Below are 16,245 nucleotides of genomic sequence, written 5' to 3'. Positions count from 1 at the left end.
CGGCAGGCCGCGCCTATTTCAAGTGCAGGGCAGCACACTCTCTAACCGAAAACCGGGCTTCGCAGTTTAGACGGAATAATACATGGCAAATTCTACCGGGCTGGGCATTGTCTCATAGCGCTGCACTTCCTGCTGCTTCAGCGCAATATAAGACTCAATCATATCATCATCAAATACATTACCCGCTTTCAAAAAAGCGCGGTCTTTATCTAACGCCGCCAGCGCCTCACGCAAATCAGCGCTGACAGTCGGAATATTTTTCAATTCTCGCGGCCGCAATTCATAAAGATCTTTATCTATCGCCTCGCCCGGGTGAATTTTATGCTTGATACCGTCAAGCCCGGCCATAAGCAAAGCTGAAAAAGCCAGATAAGGATTGGCTGCCGGATCAGGAAAACGCACCTCTACCCGCTTGGCCATAGCCGAAAATACATGCGGGATACGACAGGCGGCAGAACGATTGCGCGCCGAATAAGCCAGTAAAACCGGCGCTTCAAAACCAGGAACCAGCCGCTTGTAACTATTCGTGGCAGGGTTGGTAAACGCATTCAAGGCACGGGCATGTTTAATAATGCCGCCGATAAAATACAGGCAGGCTTCAGAAAGCCCGGCATATTTATCGCCGGCAAAAAGTGGTTTCCCATCTTTCCACAGGGATAAATGCACATGCATACCCGAACCGCTATCGCCAAAAACGGGTTTTGGCATAAAACTGGCCGTTTTGCCGTAAGATTGCGCCACTTGCCGCACCGCATATTTAAAAATCTGCATTTTATCGGCCTGGCGCAGCAGCGAATCAAATTTAATACCCAGCTCATGCTGGGCTGCTGCTGTTTCATGATGATGTTTTTCTACCACAACCCCCATATCCTGTAGCATTGCCAGCATTTCCGAACGCATATCCTGGGCCGAATCAACCGGCGGCACCGGCAAATAGCCGCCTTTGGCCGGCGGGCGGTGCCCCATATTGCCGGCGGCATAATCACGCCCGCTATTTAGCGGCGATTCATCACTGTCCAGATAATAAAAATTCTCATAAGGGCCGGCCTGAAAACGCACAGTATCAAAGACAAAAAATTCTGCCTCCGGCCCGATATAAACCGTATCGCCAAAACCATGCTCGCGCGCATAGGCCTGGCTCCGGCCGGCAATAGTGCGCGGATCGCGATTATAAGGCAGTAATGAAACGGGATCAACCACATTGCAGAAAACCACCAGAGTCGGCTCGGCAAAAAACGGATCAAGGCAGACAATTTCCAAATCGGGGCGCAGCACCATATCCGAATCATCAACAGCTCTCCAGCCATCGATAGACGAAGCGTCAAATACCACCCCTTCCGCAAACAGCGCTTTATCCACAGTGGCAGCGGCTATGGTAATATGATGCCATTTTCCGCGCAAATCAGTAAAACGCAAATCAATAAAGCGAATATTTTCAGCGCGTATTTTTTCAAGAATTGCCGATATGAGCATAAATTGCCGTTCCCTCCTGTCAAATCTGCCGGCAAGGCCCGGCCGCAATACCCGCCCCTCATTTCCGGCACCATTCATAAACCTCTTCTTTGTCCTAACATTGCCTGAAAATGAACACAAGCAGCGGCGCCGCCTTTCCCCGCTTTTTAAGCAGCCTTCAAAGCAACAGCAAAGCTGCCGGAGCAAAAAAGAGTTGCATTTTGCCGCTAAAAGCTTTAATGGGGGGCTATTCACCCGGAATTTGGCCGGTGGCTGAACGGAGGGTCGGTTATTTTGCTGTTTGCTCTATTGCGCTATAAGCCGTAAATACGGCAGGCGGGGTATTTGCAGACAATGCCGATAGCCGGTTTTGCAGGGCATAAAGCTCTGCGCCTCCTGTGTCTCCGCTCTCGAAATATTCTGGTTTTTGCGCCTTTCCCGGCCTTGCTTGCAGAGGTTGAAGATTAAGTCGCAGAGGCTTTGCGCCAATTCCGCAGGGAACCCAAAGAAAGGCAGAAAATGGCTCTTTACGAACATGTATTTCTTGCCCGTCAGGATTTGACACAACAGCAGGTTGATCAGGTGACGGAGCAATATAAAGCTGTAATTGAAGCGCAAGGCGGCAAAATCGGCCGGGTTGAGCAATGGGGTTTGCGCCCCCTTGCCTATCGTATCAAAAAAAACCGCAAAGCCTATTATATATTGATGAATATTGATGCTTCAGGCGCCGCTATGGCGGAAATGGAGCGGCAAATGGGCATTAATGAGGATATATTGCGCTTTTTGACCTTGCGGGTGGAAGAATTTAACGATACGCCCTCGCCAATAATGTCGCGCCGCGACAGAGATGACCGCTTTCGCGACCGCGATGAAGAAAGACCGCGCCGCCAAAGGCGCCCGCGCAGCGATAACCGCAATGCGGATAATGCCGCCGACAAAGGAGAATAAAAATGGCTGATGTCACTCAAATGCCGGTGCGCCGTCCTTTCAGCCGCCGGCGCAAAACCTGCCCGTTTTCAGGTTCTGATGCGCCGAAAATTGATTATAAGGACGTAAAATTATTGCAGCGTTATATTTCTGAACGCGGTAAAATTGTCCCTTCGCGCATTACGGCTGTCAGCCAGAAAAAACAGCGTGAGCTGGCGCGTGCCATCAAACGGGCGCGTTTTCTTGGGCTGTTATCTTATGTTGTGCAATAAACAGGCGCGTGAAATTTGGGAGCTTCAAATCCGGTTTTGCTCTCGTCAGACTTGCAGCGCCGCAGCGGTTTCCCTGCTCCGCGTGCAGTGTCCGATATTTTAACCGGGTCAAAGTAAATTCAGGTTGGGGCAGGCGGAGCATTTTGCTGAGCCTGTCTCTAACTGCTTCCCGCCTGGTCGGGAGAGATGCAGGACAGCACAAATGATAAAAGAGAAAATCAATATAAAAGCCGCTTTGGCTGCAGCTATTCTGTCTGCCGCTTCGATTATGCTGCTGTGGTTTACTCTGTTCAATATACCGTTTTTGCCGGTGTTTTTCGGCATTGGCGTTAATATTCCCGTTCTTTTTGTGCTTTTTTCCTATGGCTGGCAAAGCGGCCTGGCTGCCGCCCTGCTTGCCGGCCTGTTTTCAGGCCTGGTTTTGCCGGCAGAGCCGGCTTTGCTGCTGGCATTTTTTTTCTTCCTTCCCGCTTTATTTACCGGCTGGCTTTTGGGGCTACAGACTAATTCCGGCCAGGCAAAGCCGGGTAAAAACGCCTTTGGGGAACAAAATCTGCCGCAATTTTATCCGTTGCCGGCAGCCATATTCCAGCTTGCACTTATTATTGCCTTTGTAACTATTGCCGTGCTGTTTTACAGCTTTTCAAATGCCGATAAAGCACAGGCTTTCAACATGGTTACCAGCCAGATTGCCGATTTTATCGCCCAGAAAAATTTCTATAATATGCCGGCACAAAGCGGCGATATACATAATATTCTCCAGCATTTGCTGCCCGTCCTGCTTGCTGTTTCGCTTGCTCTTTACGGCTTTTTATTTCAGCTCGCCGCCATTTATTGCGCCATGCGTCTTGCCCGGCGCAATAACAGCCTGAGACGCCCTTTCGGCTATTGGCCGGCAGATTTGCGCCTGCCGCCTATGGCCTTATTCCTGTTTATCGGCCTGTGGCTTGCCTCTTATTTCATCGGCAATGCTGCATTTACCGCTGCTCCAACCCTGACTTTATGCGTCAATACTATTCTGGCAGTATTGGCGGCCGGTTTTTGTGTTTCCGGCCTGGCTGTTTTGCATCAGACAGCGCGCGGCTCATGGTCGTGGCTGCGTTTTCTTATTTATATTTGCCTTTTCAGCCTTGTTTTGACACCGATTATTTTTTTCGGCCTGGTTATTATGGGGCTTTTCGCTACCCCTTTTCCCTCTGCCAGACAGGGTAGAAAACCTCCTCTTCCGTAATTCAAGTGAAAGGAAAACATCATGGAAGTTATTTTATTGGAGCGCGTTGCCCGCCTGGGCAATATGGGTGACAGAGTTGCGGTAAAAAACGGTTTTGCCCGCAATTTTCTGTTACCGCAAGGTAAGGCTTTACGGGCAACGGCTGCTAATCGTAAATATTTTGAAGAGCGCCGGGCCGAGCTGGAAAGCCGCAATAGCGATCTGCGTCAGCAGGCGGAACAGCATATTGACCATTTTAAAGATAAAAAATTTGTCATTATCCGCGCTGCCGGGGAAACCGGGCATCTTTACGGTTCTGTTTCACCGCGTGATATTGCCGCTCTTGTTACGGCTGAGGGCTTTGCCGTTAATCGCAATCAGATAAAACTGGATCACCCGATTAAAACAATCGGCCTGCAGCCGGTTATGATCAGCCTGCACCCGGAAGTGGAAGTGGAAATTATGCTTAATGTTGCGCGCACGGCAGAAGAGGCAGAGAGGCAGGCAAAAGGTGAAAATTTGACCGGGCGTGAGCGCGACCGCGAAGCCGCCCTTGATGATGAAACTGCCTTTGAGACTGAAATTGCTCTTGATGACAAAATGACTGAAATCGCTCAGGAAGAAATTGAAACAGAAACAGACATAGCAGCGATTGAAAAAATAGCGGCACTGGGGAAAGCCGAGCAGGCTTGATCTTATTGCCGGAAAACAGTTTAATAAACAGGGCGTTTTGCGCCCTGTTTTGTTTTTGACCGCTGCGCATTATATAAAACCGGCACGGCTTTTCCTGCCGGATTTGCACTTGAGTCGCCCGGCCGTCAAGGCATAAAATCCATCTTCACTATAAAAACCGCAAATTGTGCGAATCTCTGTGAATCGCGGGTATTATTGGCAATGCCCCGTTTTTTTCACTTATGCCGGCTTACCGGAAGCGCTAAGCTTGGTGCCAGGGGTTTTCCCGCTTTACAGCATTTCTTGAAATTGTGAGACAGCGCACCGGCAATGCTGCGGCATTGGCAGCCTGTTTCCGCGTGAGGCAGTTTTAGCAGCCGGAGCGCTATGTTTGTCAAGCGGCAGCAACAGATAAGGGTTGGACAATGGCAGCGGCAGAAATTCATGCGTTGAAACAACATGCGGAAGAGAATAATAACCCGGCCACATGGCGCCGGCCGCCGCATAATATTGAGGCAGAACAGGCATTGCTGGGCGCGCTCTTGATCAATAATGATGCCTATGACCGCGTTTCTGATTTTTTAAAGCCTGAACATTTTTTTGAGCCGCTGCATGCCAAAATTTATGAAATTCTGGCCACACTGGTCGCCAGCGGCAAGCTGGCCGATCCGGTTACCATCAAGCCTTTTATTCCGGCAGAAGAAAAAATCGGCACTATGACCGTGTTTGAATATGTTGTCCGGCTGGCGGCTGAGGCAATCACCATTATCAATGCTGCTGATTACGGCCATATTATTTACGATCTTTACACCCGCCGCTCCCTCATCAATCTGGGAGAAGAAATTGTCAATACCGCCTATGACGCACCGGTAGAGCTGGTGCCGGCGCAGCAAATAGAGGAAGCGGAAAAGCGGCTGTTTCAACTGGCGGAAACCGGCCGTTACGGCGGCGGGTTTGAGAATTTCGGCAGCGCCTTGACCAAAGCCATTGATATGGCCGGTGCCGCGTTAAAACGCTCTTCCAGGCTTTCCGGCATTGCCACCCGCATTCACAGCCTGGATAATAAAATGGGCGGACTGCAAAAATCCGACCTGATTATTTTGGCCGGCCGCCCCGGCATGGGCAAAACCTCACTCGCCACCAATATTGCCTTTAATATTGCCGCTGCCTGCCAAAAAGATAAAGGCGAAGAAAATGAAGGCGGCGTGGTCGGCTTTTTTTCGCTGGAAATGTCGTCTGAGCAGCTTGCCACCCGTATTATGGCCGAGCAGGCGGAAATTTCTTCCAGCGATATTCGCCGCGGTAATATTAGCGAAAATGATTTCGCCAGCCTTATGCGCGCTATGCAGAAAATGCAGCAAGTGCCGCTGTTTATTGACCAGACGGGCGGCATTTCGGTGGCACAACTGGCCGCCCGCGCCCGCCGGCTGAAACGCCAGCACGGGCTTGATGTGCTGGTGATTGACTATGTGCAGTTGATGAGCGGCTCTTCCCGCCGCGCTTCTGAAAACCGGGTGCAGGAAATAACCGAAATCACCACCGGCTTAAAAGCGCTGGCCAAAGAGCTGAATGTGCCGATTATTGCTTTGTCGCAATTATCGCGTCAGGTAGAATCGCGCGAGGATAAAAAGCCGCAGCTCTCAGATTTGCGTGAATCCGGCTCTATCGAGCAAGATGCCGATGTGGTTTTGTTTGTCTTTCGTGAGGAATATTACATTAAAAATCGTGAACCGAAACCGGGGACAGAAGACTATTCTAAATGGCAGACAGATATGGAAAACAGTTTTGGCAAGGCGGAAGTGATTATCGCCAAGCAGCGCCACGGGCCAACCGGCACTGTGCGCCTCGCCTTCCAGGCTGATTATACCCGCTTTAGCGACCTGGCTGATGAAAGTCGCCTGCCCGAACGCTATGGCTGAGCGCGGCAAAGCTCTGCGGTAAAGGGGCTGGTGCATAAATTTAGCGGCTCTCAAAACAGAATCCGAAAAGCGCAAAACCCGCGGCGAAAAGAGTTGGCGCGTGAACCGATAGCGCCTTGCCTTAGCCGCTGCCTCAGCTTACAAACAGACAGCAGCGCGGTGTGGTTTTAAAGGATTCCGTCTATGGAAACGCTTTATCTTATTTTTCTCAGTTCAACTTTTACCGATTTGGAACAGGAGCGAAATGCCATAGCTCATGCTATCCGCAAAATGGGCCATGCGCCTATGGGTATGGAAGGCTTCCCTGCCAGTGGTGAAAAACAGATGGATTATATTCGGCGCACTATTGATAAATGCGATTATTATGTCCTTATCATTGGCGGTAGATATGGTTCCCTCACTAAGGAAGGTATCAGCTACACAGAAGCAGAATATAATTACGCACTTGAAAAAGGTCTGCCTATTCTGGCTTTTGTGCATGATGCGCCTGAAGATTTGCCCAATAAGCATACGGATAGCGACCCTGAAATGCTTGAAAAGCTGGCAGACTTCCGCCAAAAGGTAGAAAATTCCTATCTTGTCGAGCGCTGGAACGAGCATAAAAATCTTCCCGCTCTTGTTGTGGCCAGTATTGCTCAGGCTATAGGCATACAACCCGCTATTGGCTGGGTGCGCGGCGATACCGTGGCAAGCGCGGAACTGACTGCCGAGCAAAATGCCTTGCTGAAGGAACGCGATTCCCCGAAAGCTGAAAACGAAAAACTGAAAGCTAAATTAGGGAAAAATAAATCCTCTATTTCTGGCTTAGATGACCCTATCCCGCCTGAATTTCTTGCCGAGAATACGCGAAATATAAAACCGCCTATAATTATAACATGGCGGCACTTATTCCTGACTATAGCAAGATTCCCCTTTAAAAAGGAAAGGACAGATGATTATGTAAAAGCCGTCTTGAATAGATGTCTCATAATGCCCGAACTTTTCGCCGCTGAGTTTAAATGCAAAATTGATGATGGCCAGCTTGAACATATCCGTAGGAAATTTAGACACTCGGATTTAATTTCTTGTCAAGATGGGATTTGGAAGCTTACTGAGCAAGGTGAAAAAATTTCCGATGACGACTACCTCGCTCGTAAAGCAAAAACTGAATCAGACTCAGCCGTTAGCGGTTAATATCACAAAGCACCTTAATTTATGGCCAAAGCTAAAATCCAGTTTATTTGTCAAAATTGCGGGGCGGTGTATCCGCGTTGGCAGGGGCGCTGTGACACATGCGGCGGCTGGAATACGCTGGCGGAAGAAAGCATTTCCGCCGGTATTGGTGCCGCGCCGGCCATGCCGGGCAAAAGCGGCCGGCCGGTGGCGCTCTCCCGCCTTGCCGGTGAAACGGAAGAAGTGCCGCGGATCATTTCCGGCATTGCCGAGCTGGACAGGGTGACCGGCGGCGGTTTTGTCCGCGGCTCAGCGCTGCTGGTGGGCGGCGATCCCGGCATTGGCAAATCCACCCTGCTCACGCAAGCGGCGGCGGCGCTGGCCGATAAAGGCCATAATGTCCTTTATGTTTCAGGCGAAGAGGCGGTGGCGCAAATACGCCTGCGGGCGCGGCGTCTGAAACTTGAGCAAAGCGGCGTCAAACTGGCGGCAGAGACGAATGTAGAAAATATTCTCGCCACCCTCAAACAGGAAAAAAGCCCTGATTTGGTGATTATCGATTCCGTGCAGACTTTATGGTCGGACACTGCCGATTCTGCCCCCGGCACGGTGAGCCAGGTGCGGCTCTCAGCTCAGGCGATGATTCGCTTTGCCAAGCAAAGCGGCGCGGCGGTGGTTTTGGTCGGCCATGTGACCAAAGACGGCCAGGTAGCCGGGCCGCGCGTGGTTGAGCATATGGTTGATGCCGTGCTCTATTTTGAAGGGGAAGGCGGCCACCATTATCGTATTTTGCGCACGGTAAAAAACCGCTTTGGTGCGACCGATGAAATCGGCGTCTTTGAAATGTCGGATAGTGGCTTGCGGCAGGTAGCCAACCCGTCTGAACTGTTTTTGGGTGAGCGCAGTCAGCACGCTCCCGGTGCGGCGGTTTTTGCCGGCATGGAAGGCACGCGGCCGCTGCTGGTGGAAATTCAGGCCTTGGTAGCGCAAACTTCGCTCGGCACGCCGCGCCGCGCCGTTATTGGCTGGGATAATAGCCGGCTGGCGATGATTATTGCCGTGCTTGAGGCGCATTGCGGCCTGCGTTTTGGCAATTATGATATTTATCTCAATATTGCCGGCGGCTATCGCATTAGCGAACCGGCGGCCGATTTAGCCGTGGCCGCGGCGCTGACCTCCTCGCTGGCCGGGGTGAGCCTGCCGGCTGATTGCGTTTATTTTGGCGAAGTGAGCCTTTCCGGCAGTTTGCGCCCGGTCAGCCACGCCGGGCAAAGGCTGAAAGAAGCCGAGAAACTGGGTTTCAAACAGGCCGTGCTGCCGGCCTCTCTCAACCGCAAAAGCACGGGAGAGGGTGAAAAAGCCAATGCCGCCTTGCGGCTGGATAAAATAGAATCGCTGCCGCAATTAGTAGCACAAATTGCCGCGCAAGCCGCGCAACAGAAAAACCGGCAAAAATAAACACTGCCCGCGCTCTTATTGCCGGGTAAAATCACCGCGTAAAGAAAAACAGGTTTAAGGGCCGGATAATATTGTTTGCGCCCTATAGTCGCTTAAAACAGTGAAAGCTGTTAAAGCCAGGGCAAAAAAATATTGCCTTGCGCTAGCGGAAACAGCTATTGTGGCAGATAAGGTAAAGCGGCTGCGAGTGGGGGAGCGCAAAAGCCCCGGTGGGGAGGTTAGGCCCGGCACCTGAGGCTCGTTTGAGGGATAGAGATAGATTATGCCGGTCACAGCGTTAGACGGAATTGTTATTCTCGTTATTTTTCTTTCCGCCGTCCTGGCGATGGTGCGCGGCCTGTCGCGTGAATTATTATCGCTGGTTTCCTGGGCTTTGGCGGCTTTATTCGCTTATCTGGCCTATAAGCCGGCGCTCGGCTTCACCGCTAATTATATTCATAACCCCAAAATTGCCCTTGGTGTTACTATTATTGTATTATTTCTGGTTGCTTTGATTATTCTTTCCATTATTTCCATGAAATTTGCCGATATAGTTATCGACAGTCGCATTGGCGCGCTGGATCGCACTTTGGGTTTTGTTTTCGGCATTGTCCGCGGCCTGGTGATTTTGGCCATTGCCATTCTGTTTCTGAACGGGCTTATCAAGCCTGATGAACAGCCGGCCTGGCTGGCGCAGGCGAAAAGCAAGCCGCTGCTGGATAATATTGGCAGCGCGATCTGGCGCGCCGTGCCGAAAAGCCTGATTGATAAAATTGACGAAAAAACCGCCCCTGCCGCCAGCGGTGCGGCAAGCGGCAATGATAATGAAGCAACGCCGGTAGAATAGGCTGAAGAGCAAAATTGAAAAGAAGCGGCAGCACTATTTCAGGCTTAACACGGTAAGTCCTTTCGCTTTTCCAGCTCAATGACTTTCGGCTGCATCAATGATCAAACAGGGGCAAGCAGCCTGCTCTTATCCTGGCAATTACTGGTTTTATCTCCCTTCTGCCGGCGAAGATGGCGCCACAGAGCAACAGAATAATTATAGAATTTCTATATTATTATGCGTGATGAAAGCTGCCGCGCGCCGCACTGCCCCGGCTCTCAGAATTAAAGCTTTTATTCATGCTCCTGCGCAAGAATAGTGAATATTTTTTTGCCTATGCGGGCAATAGCGGCATTAGTTTGTGCTATACTTGCCTTTGTTGCGGTAATATAAATGGCAATAAGCAGCGGCTCTCTCTTTTGCGGCCAGATAATGCTGATAATAGAGCGCGAACCATAATCGCCTGCCCCTGTTTTATCGGCAATTTTCCACTGCGGCGGCAAAACGGAGCGTAACAACTCGTCGGCCACTTTATCATTTAACAGCCATTGCGTTAATTGCCGGCGCGATTGCGGCTGCAAAATATCGCCAAACACCAGTTGCTGCAATGTCCGGCCTATCGCCACAGGCATTGTGCTGTCACGCTTGTCACCCGGCTTGATGTGATTCAAATCCGGCTCAAAATGATCAAGTTGCGTGATATTATCGCCCATATTGCGCAAAAATCTGTTAAACTCCCCCGGCCCTCCCAAAGCAGCTAAAATCAGATTAGCGGCAGTATTATCGCTAAACTCCACCGCGGCGCGGCATAATTGCCGCCAATCCATGGCCGCGGGGGTAATAAAATTTTGTGTAACGGGGGAATAACTGACCAGCCGGCTTTTATCAAACCGCACTTTATCGCTCAAATCCAAGGCACCCTTATCAACCTTATGCAACAAGGCCGCACAGAGAAGCGGTTTATAAGTGCTGTTCAGAGGAAAATGCTCATAAGCGCGCCAGGCTGCTATAATACCGCCGGCTTTATCAAGAACGGCAATGCCGATGCGCGCCTGCAAAAACTTTTCTTCCGACCCGGCAATGGCGGCAAGCCAGCTAGCCTGTGGCGCTCCATTTACAAAAGCCGCCGGCTTTATCGCCTCATTTGCTGCTATTGCACTATTGGCCATATTGCTGCAAAAGACAAGGGAAATTCCGGCAATCAGCCATTGCCGGTAAAACCGGCCAGACGACATAACCCCTCCTCCAGCCACAAAATCCAGGCTGCCAATATTTCACCTGCCCGCCTGTTTTTTACTGAGGCGATAATAGCTATAGGCGCTGAGCGGCAAAAAGGCGAGATAGATAAAACAGGTAACGGCCAGTGTTTCCCACATATAGCTGACCAGCAAAATAAGATAAATCACCACAAAAAACAGCGCCGGTATAACAATATCGCGCCGCAAACCGCCGCGAATAGCCTTGCCGTTCCACACAGGCAGGTTGCATACCATCAATAAAGCCAGAAAAATCGTATAAAAGCAGAAAAACAGGGCAGCGGCATTTGTCTGCGGCATGCCCAAAAAGCCCAGACAAACCGGCAAAAGCAACAGGCACCCCCCGGCGGGGGAAGGCAGGCCGACAAAATAATTCTGCTGCCATTTGGGCGTAGAATTGCTATTGTCAATCATCACATTAAACCGCGCCAGCCGCAAACAGCAGGCGGTGCTGTAAATCAGCGCCGCCAGCCAGCCAAACCGCCCCATAGCATCTAATATATAAATATAAACCACCAAAGCCGGCACAGCGCCAAAATTAATGGCATCAGCCAGCGAATCCAACTGTTCGCCAAAACGTGAAGTGCCGCGAATAGCGCGGGCAATGCGGCCGTCTATCCCATCGAGAAAAGCCGCCAGCAACAGGCAGATAACGGCCGGCTCAAAGCGGTTTTCTATCGCCATGCGCACGCCGGAAAGGCCGGAAATAATTGCCACAACCGTAATAATATTTGGCAGCAAAAAACGAAACGAAATAAATTTGCGCTGCTTTTCCTGCGCTTCCCCCTCTTGCCCGGTTTGAGCAAAAACATTATCCGCATCAAAGCGGCGGAGCCTCCCGGCTTTTTTGTCACCGTCAAAAGGCGGAAAAGGAAGCGATGGTTTCATTGGCCTGACCTAATCTAAACGAAAATGCAAAAAATCCGGCTTGTCGCCCTCTTCCTCATCAGGCACAGCAGGCGGGTGAACAGCAGTGCTCATGCTGTCGCTATTGCCGCGCCTACCGGCACTATCCCCGGCGCCATCAGGCTCAGCCTTATCGGCGATATTCTCCTTGCCATTATCGACAGCGGCAAAACGCGCCAGCACAGTCTCTCCCGCCACCATTTTCTGCCCCACGCTTATGCAGATTTCTGTCTGTAGCGGCAGATAAACATCAAGCCGCGAGCCGAAGCGAATAAGGCCGAAACGCCGGCCGGCCGCCAGCTCCTCCCCCTTTTTTACCCAGCAGACAATGCGGCGGGCAACCAGCCCGGCAATTTGCACCACGCCCACCTCACCATAGGCTGTTTGCAGCAACAGGCCGTTGGCCTCATTAGACTCACCGGCTTTATCCAGCATAGCATTAAAAAAATGCCCCTCATGATAATCTATCACTTTGATAATACCGCTGACCGGAGCGCGATTCACATGGCAGGAAAATATGTCCATAAAAATAGAAATACGGAACATTTGCCGCTGAGGCAGGCCCAGCTTTTCCGGCGGCATAACCACTCCGGCAAAGGAAACCTTGCCGTCTGCCGGGCTAAGAACAAGATTAGCCGCCAGCGGCACCACCCGCTGCGGATCGCGGAAGAAATAAGCACACCACAGAGTTAAGCCCAGCCCGGCCCAAAATAAAGGCAGCCAGAGAAAACCCAGCACCACGGCAATAATAAAAAACAGGGCGATAAAGGGGTAACCCTCTTTATGTATCGGCGTAAGCATTATGCGGGCAGAATGCAAAATATTCATAAAAAATCCCGTGAACTACGCCCCTTAACCGGCCGGACGCCAAACTGCCGGCCCGGCCGGTTTTATGCCGGCCGTCAGGCCATATCAGGCAGCAAGCCAAACTGCCCCTGAATCCTGTTATTTCCCGGCTTTCCCCATGATGCTTTTCGCTTTATATAGTATCGCAGCGGCGAAGCAAGCAGAGTTTTCTCCAATTTTCCGGCAAATAGCGGCACAGGGGCTTTAAGCTGTTTCCGGCTCATTATCGCGCTTGTCCAAAAAACCGGCTTTATCCTCACGCCGTATCAGGCGCAATTTTTCACCCAAAGCCGTTGCTTCCAGCTGCCGCTGCCACATAGAAGCATAGAGCCCTTTTTTGGCCAATAATGTCCTATGGGTGCCGCGCTCGACAAAACGGCCGCCTTTTAATACCAGAATTTCATCAGCCTGAATAATGGTGGAAAGCCGATGAGCAATCACCAGAGTTGTGCGGCCGCGGCTGACTGTATCCAAAGCATGCTGGATTTCCTGCTCGGTCGCCGTATCCAGCGCCGAGGTTGCTTCATCAAGTATCAGCAAAGGCGGTGCTTTGAGCAAAGTGCGGGCAATAGCCACGCGCTGCTTCTCCCCGCCGGAAAGTTTAAGCCCGCGCTCGCCCACCTGAGTTTCATAAGCCTGCGGCAGGCTGTTGATAAATTTATCAATCTGCGCCAGCCGGGCAGCTTTTTGCACATCTTCATCACTGGCTTTGCTGCGGCCATAACGAATATTATAGCCGATTGTATCATTAAACAGCACTGTATCCTGCGGCACCATGCCAATAGCCCGGCGCAGGCTTGTTTGCGTTACATTGCGCACATCTTCCCCCCCCACCAGCACCTGGCCGGCCTGCACATCATAAAAGCGGAATAATAGTCGCGATATAGTTGATTTCCCCGCGCCGGAAGGGCCGACAATAGCCACGGTCTTACCGCTCGGCACTTCAAAGGAAATACCCTTTAAAATTGTGCGATCCGCATCATAGCCGAAAACAACATTATCAAAGCGGATAGAGGCTGCCTCCGCCGTCAGATCCAACGCTTTTGCTCCTCTTTTATCGGCAATTTCTTCCGGCACATTTAACAGATTGAACATTTGCTCAATATCGGTCAGCCCTTGGCGCACATCACGATAAATAGAGCCGATAAAATTGAGCGGGAAAGAAAGCTGGATAAGCAAAGCATTGATAAAGACAAAATCGCCCAGGGTTTGCCGCCCATGCAATACCTGCCAGGCAGAAATCAGCATTAAAATCAGCATGCCAAGGCCGAAAATAACGGCCTGACCGAAATTAAGCCAGCCGAGAGATACCCAGGTTTTGGTGGCCGCAGTCTCATATTGCGCCATGGATTTATCGAAGCGGTGCGCCTCCAGCTCTTCATTGCCGAAATATTTGACCGTCTCAAAATTCAGCAGAGAATCTACGGCGCGGCTATTGGCCTCATTATCGGCAGCATTCATGGCGCGGCGAATATTGATGCGCCAATTACTGGCAATAATGGTAAACCAGACATAAGAGCCGACAGTCGCCACGACAATAAAGAAATACAGCCAGCCGTAAGAATACCAGACGACAAAAGCCGTCATCGCACATTCCAGCACTGTCGGGATACTGTTTAAAATAGTAAAGCGGACAATCGCTTCTATCCCCTTGGTGCCGCGCTCAATAATGCGCGACAGGCCGCCGGTGCGCTTTTCCAGATGAAAGCGCAGCGATAACTGGTGCATATGGACAAAAGTTTCATAAGCCAGTTTGCGCACGGCATACTGACCGACTGAAGCAAACAAGGCATCGCGCAACTGGTTAAGCCCGGCCTGCGCAATGCGCGCCACATTATAGCAAAAAACCAATAATAACGGCGCCGCCAGCACATAAGGCAGCCAATTTGGCGGCGCCCAGCCTTCGGTTAAAGAATCTGTCGCATATTTGAAAAAATAAGGGACAAGAATCAAAATGACTTTGGAAAGCACCAGATAAAACAGCGCCCACAGCACCCGCATTTTAAGATCAGGCCGCGCTGCCGGCCACATATAGGGCCATAATTCGGCGATTGTTTTCAAGGCGCCGCTTTCATCATTTTTCTGATATTTTGTCTTTTCAGCGGCCATGACTGCTTTCCTGTTTGGCTTAAGCCGGTTTTAACGCGTAACCTCACCCTTCCCCCGCCTTTGTAATGCAAAACCGCACTTTCTGCAAATTTTACCGCCCGGCACCGCGCGGCGGCCTTTATACATGCTGGCCGCCATTAATATGAATTTCCGAGCCGGTTACATAAGAGGCCCCCTCACCGCATAAATAATAAATTGTGTCGGCCACTTCTTCCGGCCGGCCCAAACGGCGCAGCGGCAAATGCTCAGCCATTTTCTCCGTACCGGGAGAAAGAATGCCGGTCGCAATTTCTCCCGGAGCAATAGCATTGACGCGCACATTATGCGGGCCGAAATCAGAGGCCATTTCCCGCGTTAAGGCCGCCAGCGCCGCCTTGGAAGTCGCATAGGCTGTGCCGGCAAAAGGGTGAACACGGCCGCCGGCAATAGAAGTGACATTGACAATAGCGCCATGCGCCGCCTTTAACTCGGCAAACAGGCCGCGCGCCAGCATTATCGGCGCATAAAAATTCACCTGAAACACAGCGCGCCAGATTTGCATATTGGTCTCAAGCGAATTCAGCCGCCTGCCGCTTTCGCTTTTAGGAGAAATGCCGGCATTATTGACCAAAGCATGCAGGCGCCCGCCATTTGCCTCCAGCCGGCGGCGAATTTCGGCAATAGCGCGGCCGACATCTTCGGCATCGGCCAGATTAACGCCAATATGATCCTCTGCCCCTTCCGCCCAAGGGCAGGTTTGCGGTGAAAAACTCTGCCGCGAACAGGTAATAACCCGCCAGCCTTCGCTTGAAAAACGCTTGACTGTGGCATGGCCGATACCGCGGCTGGCACCGGTCAAAACCAGAGTTTTGCGCGTATCATCGGCAAAGCGCGCGCCATGTTTTCCTCCCTGCGCAGCGCCGCCGGCCAACCCGCGCGCCTGTTCTGCCGCCTGCGTCCCGGCATTATCGGCTGCGGCCGGCGGCTCCCCGCCGGCGGCGGTGCCTGTCTCCCCGTGAAACGGGCAATACTGCTCGCTATCCTTCATCATTTATTCTCACTTTATCCGGCCCCGCCCGTTTATTTGCCTGTGGCACACAGACCGCCTCTCCACTCATTTTAACAGAAGAACAAGGCGCAAAAAAGTCCCGGCACCATAAAGCGGCAGGATCAAAGCTGCTTTATGGTGCTGATCGAGCTGCTTATTGGCTTTTTTCAGCTTCCGGCTCTTGTCTTCACTCTGTTTTTGTTTGCCCCGCTTGTGGACAAATCGGGTTAAGAA

14 protein-coding genes are annotated in these 16,245 nt (G+C 51.4%); 8 read left to right on the top strand and 6 right to left on the bottom strand.

The genetic code is table 11. The features are described 5' to 3' along the window. Positions 1-66 precede the first annotated feature (66 nt). Positions 67-1,473 carry a type I glutamate--ammonia ligase gene (glnA, locus tag DPQ22_RS03815; RefSeq protein ID WP_150213363.1) on the bottom strand — a complete coding sequence of 469 codons (1,407 nt, stop codon included), beginning with the start codon at positions 1,471-1,473 and terminating at the stop codon, positions 67-69. 498 nt (positions 1,474-1,971) lie between these two features. Between glnA and rpsF the strand changes: the two genes are divergently transcribed. From rpsF to DPQ22_RS03775, 8 genes are all read left to right on the top strand, one after another. Then, a complete protein-coding gene (rpsF, locus tag DPQ22_RS03810; RefSeq protein ID WP_150213291.1) occupies positions 1,972-2,400 on the top strand; it encodes a 30S ribosomal protein S6 in 429 nt (142 codons plus the stop codon). A 2-nt stretch (positions 2,401-2,402) separates the two neighbouring features. Then, entirely contained in the window at positions 2,403-2,651 is a 249-nt protein-coding gene (gene rpsR, locus DPQ22_RS03805) for a 30S ribosomal protein S18 (RefSeq protein ID WP_150213288.1), read from the top strand. Positions 2,652-2,853: 202 nt separating this feature from the next. Next, positions 2,854-3,882: a DUF2232 domain-containing protein gene (locus DPQ22_RS03800; RefSeq protein WP_150213286.1), complete on the top strand. Its 1,029-nt coding sequence runs from the start codon at positions 2,854-2,856 to the stop codon at positions 3,880-3,882. Positions 3,883-3,903: 21 nt separating this feature from the next. Next, positions 3,904-4,554, top strand: a complete 651-nt coding sequence (rplI, locus tag DPQ22_RS03795) for a 50S ribosomal protein L9 (RefSeq protein WP_150213284.1) — start codon at positions 3,904-3,906, stop codon at positions 4,552-4,554. Positions 4,555-4,958: 404 nt separating this feature from the next. Next, positions 4,959-6,452, top strand: a complete 1,494-nt coding sequence (locus tag DPQ22_RS03790; RefSeq protein WP_150213282.1) for a replicative DNA helicase — start codon at positions 4,959-4,961, stop codon at positions 6,450-6,452. Positions 6,453-6,635: 183 nt separating this feature from the next. Further along, the gene (locus DPQ22_RS03785) at positions 6,636-7,625 is read left to right on the top strand and encodes a DUF4062 domain-containing protein (RefSeq protein ID WP_150213279.1); all 990 of its coding nucleotides are present in this window, start codon (positions 6,636-6,638) and stop codon (positions 7,623-7,625) included. A 21-nt stretch (positions 7,626-7,646) separates the two neighbouring features. After that, the gene (radA, locus tag DPQ22_RS03780; RefSeq protein ID WP_150213277.1) at positions 7,647-9,062 is read left to right on the top strand and encodes a DNA repair protein RadA; all 1,416 of its coding nucleotides are present in this window, start codon (positions 7,647-7,649) and stop codon (positions 9,060-9,062) included. 262 nt (positions 9,063-9,324) lie between these two features. Further along, entirely contained in the window at positions 9,325-9,888 is a 564-nt protein-coding gene (locus DPQ22_RS03775) for a CvpA family protein (protein ID WP_150213275.1), read from the top strand. 272 nt (positions 9,889-10,160) lie between these two features. Here the strand turns inward: DPQ22_RS03775 and bla are convergent, their stop codons facing one another. The 5 genes from bla to DPQ22_RS03750 form a co-directional block, all read right to left on the bottom strand. Continuing rightward, positions 10,161-11,102, bottom strand: a complete 942-nt coding sequence (gene bla / locus DPQ22_RS03770) for a class A beta-lactamase (RefSeq protein WP_210244015.1) — start codon at positions 11,100-11,102, stop codon at positions 10,161-10,163. 39 nt (positions 11,103-11,141) lie between these two features. Continuing rightward, positions 11,142-12,011, bottom strand: a complete 870-nt coding sequence (locus DPQ22_RS03765; protein ID WP_150213273.1) for a CDP-alcohol phosphatidyltransferase family protein — start codon at positions 12,009-12,011, stop codon at positions 11,142-11,144. 9 nt (positions 12,012-12,020) lie between these two features. After that, entirely contained in the window at positions 12,021-12,857 is an 837-nt protein-coding gene (locus DPQ22_RS03760) for a phosphatidylserine decarboxylase (RefSeq protein WP_150213271.1), read from the bottom strand. 222 nt (positions 12,858-13,079) lie between these two features. Continuing rightward, on the bottom strand, positions 13,080-14,984 hold the full coding sequence (locus DPQ22_RS03755; RefSeq protein WP_150213269.1) for an ABCB family ABC transporter ATP-binding protein/permease: 1,905 nt from the start codon (positions 14,982-14,984) through the stop codon (positions 13,080-13,082). A gap of 118 nt (positions 14,985-15,102) precedes the next feature. Then, positions 15,103-16,014, bottom strand: a complete 912-nt coding sequence (locus DPQ22_RS03750) for an SDR family NAD(P)-dependent oxidoreductase (RefSeq protein ID WP_246681464.1) — start codon at positions 16,012-16,014, stop codon at positions 15,103-15,105. Positions 16,015-16,245: the final 231 nt, after the last annotated feature.

The sequence above is a fragment of the Candidatus Tokpelaia sp. genome, from assembly GCF_008636115.1.
Taxonomy (GTDB): domain Bacteria; phylum Pseudomonadota; class Alphaproteobacteria; order Rhizobiales; family Rhizobiaceae; genus QLZD01.
This window is presented reverse-complemented; position numbering and strand designations above follow the sequence as displayed.

What these genes read in the sequence shown, in the direction of transcription:
- DPQ22_RS03790 (WP_150213282.1), top strand. Translation starts at nt 4,959, where the DNA reads ATGGCAGCGGCAGAAATTCATGCGTTGAAACAACATGCGGAAGAGAAT.
- DPQ22_RS03760 (WP_150213271.1), bottom strand. Translation starts at nt 12,857, where the DNA reads ATGAATATTTTGCATTCTGCCCGCATAATGCTTACGCCGATACATAAA.
- DPQ22_RS03750 (WP_246681464.1), bottom strand. Translation starts at nt 16,014, where the DNA reads ATGATGAAGGATAGCGAGCAGTATTGCCCGTTTCACGGGGAGACAGGC.
- DPQ22_RS03785 (WP_150213279.1), top strand. Translation starts at nt 6,636, where the DNA reads ATGGAAACGCTTTATCTTATTTTTCTCAGTTCAACTTTTACCGATTTG.
- DPQ22_RS03775 (WP_150213275.1), top strand. Translation starts at nt 9,325, where the DNA reads ATGCCGGTCACAGCGTTAGACGGAATTGTTATTCTCGTTATTTTTCTT.
- radA (WP_150213277.1), top strand. Translation starts at nt 7,647, where the DNA reads ATGGCCAAAGCTAAAATCCAGTTTATTTGTCAAAATTGCGGGGCGGTG.
- DPQ22_RS03755 (WP_150213269.1), bottom strand. Translation starts at nt 14,984, where the DNA reads ATGGCCGCTGAAAAGACAAAATATCAGAAAAATGATGAAAGCGGCGCC.
- DPQ22_RS03765 (WP_150213273.1), bottom strand. Translation starts at nt 12,011, where the DNA reads ATGAAACCATCGCTTCCTTTTCCGCCTTTTGACGGTGACAAAAAAGCC.
- bla (WP_210244015.1), bottom strand. Translation starts at nt 11,102, where the DNA reads ATGTCGTCTGGCCGGTTTTACCGGCAATGGCTGATTGCCGGAATTTCC.
- rplI (WP_150213284.1), top strand. Translation starts at nt 3,904, where the DNA reads ATGGAAGTTATTTTATTGGAGCGCGTTGCCCGCCTGGGCAATATGGGT.
- DPQ22_RS03800 (WP_150213286.1), top strand. Translation starts at nt 2,854, where the DNA reads ATGATAAAAGAGAAAATCAATATAAAAGCCGCTTTGGCTGCAGCTATT.
- rpsF (WP_150213291.1), top strand. Translation starts at nt 1,972, where the DNA reads ATGGCTCTTTACGAACATGTATTTCTTGCCCGTCAGGATTTGACACAA.
- glnA (WP_150213363.1), bottom strand. Translation starts at nt 1,473, where the DNA reads ATGCTCATATCGGCAATTCTTGAAAAAATACGCGCTGAAAATATTCGC.
- rpsR (WP_150213288.1), top strand. Translation starts at nt 2,403, where the DNA reads ATGGCTGATGTCACTCAAATGCCGGTGCGCCGTCCTTTCAGCCGCCGG.